The 7154-nt window shown below is 54.1% G+C and carries 8 protein-coding genes and 1 tRNA gene; 3 read left to right on the top strand and 6 right to left on the bottom strand.

Features of this window, described 5'->3' with window-relative positions; translation table 11 throughout:
* Positions 1–181: 181 nt before the first annotated feature.
* The 6 genes from ACTCIA_RS05075 to ACTCIA_RS05050 all read right to left on the bottom strand — a co-directional run bounded on the left by ACTCIA_RS05075 (position 182) and on the right by ACTCIA_RS05050 (position 4637).
* A tRNA-Pro gene (locus ACTCIA_RS05075) sits at positions 182–258 on the bottom strand.
* A 41-nt stretch (positions 259–299) separates the two neighbouring features.
* On the bottom strand, positions 300–467 hold the full coding sequence (locus tag ACTCIA_RS05070; protein WP_463000713.1) for a hypothetical protein: 168 nt from the start codon (positions 465–467) through the stop codon (positions 300–302).
* An 18-nt stretch (positions 468–485) separates the two neighbouring features.
* Positions 486–1673 carry a trans-sulfuration enzyme family protein gene (locus ACTCIA_RS05065; RefSeq protein ID WP_463000712.1) on the bottom strand — a complete coding sequence of 396 codons (1188 nt, stop codon included), beginning with the start codon at positions 1671–1673 and terminating at the stop codon, positions 486–488.
* A 27-nt stretch (positions 1674–1700) separates the two neighbouring features.
* Positions 1701–2267, bottom strand: a complete 567-nt coding sequence (locus ACTCIA_RS05060; protein ID WP_463000711.1) for a LemA family protein — start codon at positions 2265–2267, stop codon at positions 1701–1703.
* 59 nt (positions 2268–2326) lie between these two features.
* On the bottom strand, positions 2327–4294 hold the full coding sequence (locus ACTCIA_RS05055) for a GIDE domain-containing protein (RefSeq protein WP_463000710.1): 1968 nt from the start codon (positions 4292–4294) through the stop codon (positions 2327–2329).
* Positions 4281–4637, bottom strand: a complete 357-nt coding sequence (locus tag ACTCIA_RS05050; protein WP_463000709.1) for an STAS domain-containing protein — start codon at positions 4635–4637, stop codon at positions 4281–4283. The genes ACTCIA_RS05055 and ACTCIA_RS05050 overlap by 14 nt, the downstream gene beginning before the upstream one ends.
* 335 nt (positions 4638–4972) lie before the next feature.
* Here ACTCIA_RS05050 and ACTCIA_RS05045 point away from each other — a divergent pair, with 335 nt between their 5' ends.
* The 3 genes from ACTCIA_RS05045 to ACTCIA_RS05035 all read left to right on the top strand — a co-directional run bounded on the left by ACTCIA_RS05045 (position 4973) and on the right by ACTCIA_RS05035 (position 6898).
* Positions 4973–5671, top strand: a complete 699-nt coding sequence (locus ACTCIA_RS05045) for a hypothetical protein (protein WP_463000708.1) — start codon at positions 4973–4975, stop codon at positions 5669–5671.
* A gap of 98 nt (positions 5672–5769) precedes the next feature.
* On the top strand, positions 5770–6156 hold the full coding sequence (locus ACTCIA_RS05040; RefSeq protein WP_463000707.1) for a J domain-containing protein: 387 nt from the start codon (positions 5770–5772) through the stop codon (positions 6154–6156).
* A gap of 49 nt (positions 6157–6205) precedes the next feature.
* The gene (locus ACTCIA_RS05035; protein WP_463000706.1) at positions 6206–6898 is read left to right on the top strand and encodes a lipid-binding SYLF domain-containing protein; all 693 of its coding nucleotides are present in this window, start codon (positions 6206–6208) and stop codon (positions 6896–6898) included.
* Positions 6899–7154 lie beyond the last annotated feature (256 nt).

Raw genomic sequence — 7154 nt, 5'->3', positions numbered from 1 at the left:
CCGCAGCTACTGCGTCAGATGCAACCTCGCATAGTTGACTATAGCGAGTCTGCATCTTCCTTGTATCTACGGCAAACTTGAAAATCGCTCAAATTAGGTACTGATTGATTTCTTTGATTTCAAGCGGAAAAGAGCACAAAAAAGGGCTATGGACAAGCCATAACCCTTTGATTGGTGTTGTTGGTCGGGGCGGCAGGATTTGAACCTGCGACTCCTTGCACCCCATGCAAGTGCGCTTCCAGGCTGCGCTACGCCCCGACAAAAAGACGCATCATCATTAGCATGCAGTTTTTGTCCTGTCAAGCACTGTTGTTTTTGTTGCCGGCATTTTCCGGATTTTCCTTTTTCTCTGCTTCTTTCTGGTCGATAGTGGCCTGGTGGTGCCGGATATCGCCCTGGATTCCTTTGCGGCGTTCATCCACATCCTGAAGAAAGCCGGTCCGGCCGCAGAGCACGAGGCTATTCAAGCCGGTTTGAGGGCGGGCTTATTGCGCTGCGGCCAGTGCCTGGTCAATATCTTCGACAATGTCCTCTGGATCTTCTATGCCCACGGCCAGGCGGATCAGTCCGTCCTTGATGCCCAGTTCCATGCGTTCTTCCCGGGTGTGCATGTAATAGCTGATGGTGGCCGGGTGCGTGATCAGCGACTCCACACCGCCCAGGCTCGGGCCGATGCTTAAGATTTTGAGCCGGCTTAAAAAATTGAGCACGTATTCGGCATCGTCTTTGACCTCAAAGGTGACCACCGCACCAAAGCCTTTCATCTGGCGTTTTGCCACTTCATGATGAGGATGGCTGGCAAGCCCCGGGTAATAGACCCGGTTGATCTTGGAATTGGCCTCCAGGTGCTCGGCCACCACCTGGGCGTTGCTGTTTAGGCGCTCCATGCGCAAAGGAAAGGTTTTGAGACCCCGGATCAGCAGATACGATGAGTTGGGATCGATCACCCCGCCGGTGATTTTGAGAAATTCCCGGATGGGATCGGTGAGTTCTTTTTTGCCGAGCAAAACCCCGGAGAGCAGGTCATTGTGGCCGGCCAGGTACTTGGTGGCGCTGTGGATCACCAGGTGCACGCCGTATTCCAGGGGTTTCTGGTTAAACGGGGTGGCGAAGGTGGAATCCGAGATCACGGTGATGTCGCGTTTGCCGAAGATCTCCATGAGCCGTTCCAGATCCATAATGTTTAAATACGGGTTGGTGGGCGACTCGGAGAAAAACACTTTGGTGTTGGGCTGAATGGCGTTTTCCATGGCCTCATAGTCGCACATCCGGACCACGCTGCACTCGATATTGTAGCGCCCCAGATAGGACTTGCAGAAATCCAGGGTGCGTTTGTAGGCGTCATCTGTAATGATCAGGTGATCGCCGGCTTTCAGCAGCATGAAAAGGGAGGTGGTGATGGCGCTCATGCCCGAGGAAAAAAGAATCGCATCCTCGGCCTCCTCGAGAGCGGCCAGCTTGCGTTCGGCCGCCAGCTGGGTGGGATGTCCGTACCGGCCGTATTCAAAGCGTTCCATGTCGCCGTCTGCGAGTTTTCGGATTTCTTCCACGTTTCTGAAGATAAACGTTGAGGTTTGCACTATGGGTGTGGTTACAGACCCGTATTCGTTGAACCGGACCTCGCCGGAATGAACCGCGCGGGTGGCAATTCTGTTTTTATTGTAGTCATCCATTTAAAAAACTCCTTGTTCGGCCGCTATTTATGCCATGTTAAAACTGATTTCCACATCCCGCCGGTGTTCGGGCTCAATCTGCCAGAGCTGCCTGGGTACAAGCTTCATCATGTTGGCCACAAACACGTCCGGAAACTGCTCGATCCGGATATTAAACAGATTCACGCTGTCGTTGTAAAGCTCCCTGCGGTCGGCAATCTGGTCCTCGAGCTGGGAAACCCGGCTCTGGAGCTGCCGGAAAGCCTGGTCCGCCTTGAGATCCGGATAGTTTTCCACAACGGCAAAAAGCGATCGCAGGGCCTGGGAAATGGCATTGTTGGCTTCGATCACCTCCGTGCCGCTGCCGGCATTGTCCAATTGCGCCCGCGCCCGGGTGACGTTTTCCAGCACCGCCCGTTCGTGCTGCATATATCCCTCGCATACCCGGACGAGCTTGGGCAGCTCATCGTAGCGCTGTTTGAGCAAAACGTCAATGTTGCTCCATGCCCGGTCAATGTTATGCTTCAGCCGCACAAGGCCGTTGAAGATGACCACCAGGTAAATGATCAGGGCAACAACCACCCCTAAAAGAATCAACAGGATAATGGTGCTCATGGGTTTTGTTCCTTTCCAGGTTCAAGGTTCAATGTTCAAGGTTCAAGGTTCAAGGTTTGTTATCCGCCGTAAAGACGTATCAGCAGCTGCAGGCCGAGCCCGGCAACCGCAAGACCGCCCGGCAGCAGAAGCCAGGTGCGCAGGGCCAGTTTTCGGATGATGGCTGCTTCAGAATCTGCAATGATAAACGGCATCATGGCCAGTTTGTGCTTTTTGATCACCGGCCGCTCGCCGGGGCCTGTGCCGCCGGCCAAAGATTCGGCATGCAGCCGGGTTTCCATGTCCGTGCGGGCGGCTTCCCATTCGTGTTCGTCAATTCGGCCGTCGTTGTTAGCATCGTATTGTGCAAGGGCGTCGGGGTCAGATTTGAGCGCCCGAAGGCGGGTGATCAGCCGCTGTCTGAAAGCCGGGCCGGTGCGTTCGGTTCCGGCAGCGCCCAGCACGTAGATCCGGGCGCCTTCTGCAATTAGGGTTTCGATGATTTTTGTGCCCCTGTCCCGAAGATCCGGGGCCAGCCACATCCCCTGTCCGCCCCAAAACTCCTGGCGGCTTTTGTCCGCAAGCATGAGTGCGCCCCTGGGCCGCACCAGGATCCGGCCGGTTTCATCCTCCAGGTAAAAGGGCAGGGCCCCGGAGCGGGCAATTTTTTCCACCCGCCACTCGTTTTTCTTTGAAGTGCGCACCCGCCGCAGATACGTGCACCAGTAATACACGCACCTGGTTTTGCTGTGGGGTGAGCGCAGATCATAATATTGGCGGGCCCGCCCCTCGAGTTCGGCAGTGCCCATGGCCACCGAGCGAACCCGGGAAGTAGGGGTGTTTTCAATCATTCGTTTGTAGTGCAGCATTACCAGGGAATAGGAAAAAAGCCCCAGGCCGGCGGTGATCAGACCGACGCCGGCCAAAGTGTTCCAGAAAACCGGGTGGTCAAAGCGCTGAAGGTTAAAAAAACACCATAAAACCGCCATTACCGCAAAAACCCCGCCCATAATAAATTCGTGAGGCGCCTTTGCGAAATAGCCCCTGATGCCGGAAGAATCAGGCTCCGGCGGGGGTTTGGGTTTGGTCGCCCGGGATGAGGACGAATCGTGCGGAAACGAAAAATTCTGCTCATTTTCGGATGGTTGCGCAGTCCTGCCGGGTCCTGTGAATCCCGGGATGGCGGAAAAACCGGCATCATCAGCGGGTTTGCGGGCCTGCCCGAAAACGCCGGCCCGGGCAGCGGCCACCATGTAGCGGGTATAGCGGTTTAAGGCGGTCAGGATTTCTTTTTCTCCGCTTTGATAATCAGGCACAGCCCCGGGCAGGCGGGCGGCGCCAAAAAAATGATCCGTTACTGCGGTTCCGGCACGTTTTGTGACAATGGCCGTGAGGTTGCGAAAATTCACGGCTGCACTAAGGTCCATATGGTTTTGCATGCTGGGATAGGAAAACCTTGTATGATCCACAAACACCCCTGCAGGGGGTTCCCCCTGGTTGATTTTGCAGATCACGGCCACTGGCCTGGCCGCTGATATGCGTTTCAATGCCTGGTCAAAATCTCTGCCGGCTGACCGGGTCTCCATGAAAAGGCTCAGGTCCGGCTTTTCCACGACCTTTCCGGAAAGATCGGCAGCAATCACGAGAAGATCGGTCTTTTTGTCGATTGTGAGCACTGCATTGTCCTGCCGGTCAAAAAACACCACAGCGGAGTCAGCGATGCTGATCTTTCTGGCCGTGGGCAGCCGGAATCGGCTCCTCACGGCCGATTCCGGCACCTGTACCGCTGCAAGGCCCATGTCCCGGATTTGCCTGATGCAGTGGCTGATTTTTTCCGGTGCCGGGTCCGGGCTCAGCCGGGTAAGGCCCCGGCCTGAAAGCCTGTAACGCAGGTCTCCGACCTGGATGCCCGAGATCTCCGATAAGGGCCCGAGCAGATCATTGGCGTTTTCAGGCAGGTTTTCAAAGGGGAAAAAAAGCACAATGGATTGGCCTGAATCGGCATCTTTGAGGTTTTCCGGGCTGGTTTTCGGATCAGGTGGTGGCATCGGGGTTGCGGTCAAAGGCTTCAAGGGCGGTTTTTCGGTTTTCATGGATTCCAACCAGTGTGTCAAGGCGCACCAGCTTAAACAATTGATACAGGTTGGGCTTCACCGAGAAAAGCCTCAGTTCGCCGCCGTTGTGATGAATGGCCCGAAGGCAGGAAAGCATTGCCCCCACCCCGGAGCTGTCCATGAATTTTACCTTGCCCATGTCCAGGGCCACTTTCCGGTATTTTTCCACCAGGGGCAGCAGCTCCGCCTTGAGCTCAAGGGCATTGCCGGCGTCAACTGCGCTGTCCAGCACTTTGACCACCAGCAGATCATTGATGGTTTCACTTTTAAGCCGCATGGATAAACACGTCCTGTAGGCAGCAGGTATGGTTTCATTTCCGGTTTTTCAAACAATTCGGGTCCGGCCGGATTTTTCTATATCATACTTCATATGCGATGCAAAAGGGGCAATGTCAATGATGTTCTTGCATGCCAACGGATTTATGGATATGATATGTCCGTATTTGCGCAAACCAGGGAAGATAAGCCTGTAAAAAGTCTTTTTTACAGGCAGTGTTAAGTTTTAAGTGATTAAGTGTTAAGTAAAATCAATAAATTATCTCTTTAGTGGTTGACGGTGATATCCGTTTTAGGACTTTTTACGGCGCCATCAGGGAGAGGAAACCGCAATATATGCTCCAGCAGATTACTTCCTGCGATGAAACCCAGTGTTTTGTCGTAGCGGAACATTTTTTGGATTTTTTTTCAGATGATCCGGATGTCAACAATTTTGACCGGGTGATCCTCGACGTGTCACGGGTCTATGATACCGCCATCCTGGTGGGGGCCCTGGCAGCGTCGAAGTACATTCAGCCGCCGGTGCAGCCCCGGGTGACATTTGATGTGGACGTGCTGCTGGAAGAAGCTGATTTTGAGGCATTTCTGGAAGATGACATTGCTTCGGAAAAATCGGCCGTGCTTGATCAATGCTTTGAAACCTCAGATTCTCCGGGCCATAGCCTGCGTCACCGAAAAACCAGGCTTTACGTGGATTTCCTGTCTGCTGAAAGCCGGCCGGTTTCCGGCAAGCTCATGCGCTGGATTCTGGAAAACCGGGAACAATCCACCAACATCCTCAGTTTTGGAGGCCGGGGCATCAGTATTTTAAAGCCTGAGTACATCATTGCCATGAAGCTGCACCGCTACGCCAAGGATCCCCGGTCTGAAAAGGGCCTTTCAGATCGCCTTGACATTGTTAAAATGTTAAAAACCCATCACGACCACCCCCACGTCATTGACACGGAAAAGATCCCGGCGTTGCTCAGGCGCCGGGAGATTCCGCATTTTGAGGAAATGATGGCGGACGTGGAGCAGGAAATGCGGGCTGCATAAAAATTGACGAACCGGTTTGGATTGTTTATATTTTTTAAAAATTCTGGATGATCCGATAAAAGCAAAATTTTACCGGGTGGATCAGGAGGGTATGGATTATGGCAAGGAGCTATTACGCCATTCTCGGCATCCCTGCCGATGCCGGCCATGAAGAGGTCAAGACCGCCTACCGCCGCCTGGCCAAACAGTATCACCCCGATCACGCCGGCGGCGACAGCCGCGAATTCAGAGATATTCAGGAAGCCTACTCGGTGCTGGCTGATTCAGCAAAGCGCAGGGATTATGAGCGGCAGCGGGAGACCGGAGAGGTACGCGTGCGCACGGCCTCATCCCAAAGATCCGGACCTGCACGCTTTGATGCCGAACCGCTGATACCGGAGCGCGGACCACGGTATGCCCCCAACCCGGGAGAAACCAGGGTATACCGCACTTCTCAATTCTCCGGGGACGATTTGTTTGAATGGATTTTGCGAAATTTTTTTTAAAGCTCGGCAGCCGTTGCCGCCGTTTTATTGAAAACAAGGGAGAAATCAGATGAAACAGGTATTGAGGGGATATGTATGCTGGATCATGGCGGCTGCGGCCGTGTGTGTGCTGATCATCGGAAGCACGGCCGAGGCAGGAAACAGCCGGGAGGTAAAAATTATTCAAAACAGCATTGAGGTTCTTGAAGATCTTCGTGCCATTCCGGAAAACAGGATCCCGCCGGCCCTTCTCAACGAGGCCGAGGCAATTGCCGTAATTCCCAGCGTCTACAAGCTTGGTTTTATCATCGGCGGCCGTTATGGCAGCGGTGTGGTTGCGGTGCGAGATGATGCGGGCAACTGGAAAAATCCCTTTTTTATCAAGCTTTACGGAGGAAGCATTGGCTGGCAGATCGGGGCCCAGTCCACGGATTTGGTGCTGGTGTTTAAAAGCCGCAAGGCCATTGATCAGATCAAAAACGGGCGGTTCACCGTGGGCGCCGACGCTTCCGTGGCGGCCGGACCCGTGGGCCGCCAGGCAGGTGCGGCAACGGATGTGACCTTGAAATCCGAGATTTATTCCTACAGCCGGAGCCGGGGGGCGTTTGCAGGCCTGTCCCTGGAAGGGGCCGCACTCCAGGTCGACCACACGGCCACCTGGAATCTGTATGAGGAAACAGTCGACCGCATTGATGCACTCCCGGAAGTCCCGGAGCCGGCCCGGTTGTATAAGGATGTGCTGGAAAAGCATGTCGCCGGATAGTTTCCGGGTTTGAGAAACGGGATTGTCCGGCAGGGGTGTATTTGTCCTGGCGGAATATCCATGGTTTTAAACATTGACATAAACGTTGATTTCTGTCATACATATAATGTTGTGGTAAAGAGCATTTTTGCGGCGGGTCTTTGTGATTTTTTCAGGCCCGCCTTTCCTGTTTGCTTGCCCTTCAAGGACCGGGCCCGGTCCGACGCTTTTCCGCTGATTGTGTGGCGGATTAACGGAAACAGCGCCATTGCCATCA

The organism is Desulfosalsimonas sp. (genome assembly GCF_055149105.1).
The sequence above is the reverse complement of the archived record's forward strand: the minus strand, read 5'-3'. Positions and strand labels throughout refer to the sequence as shown.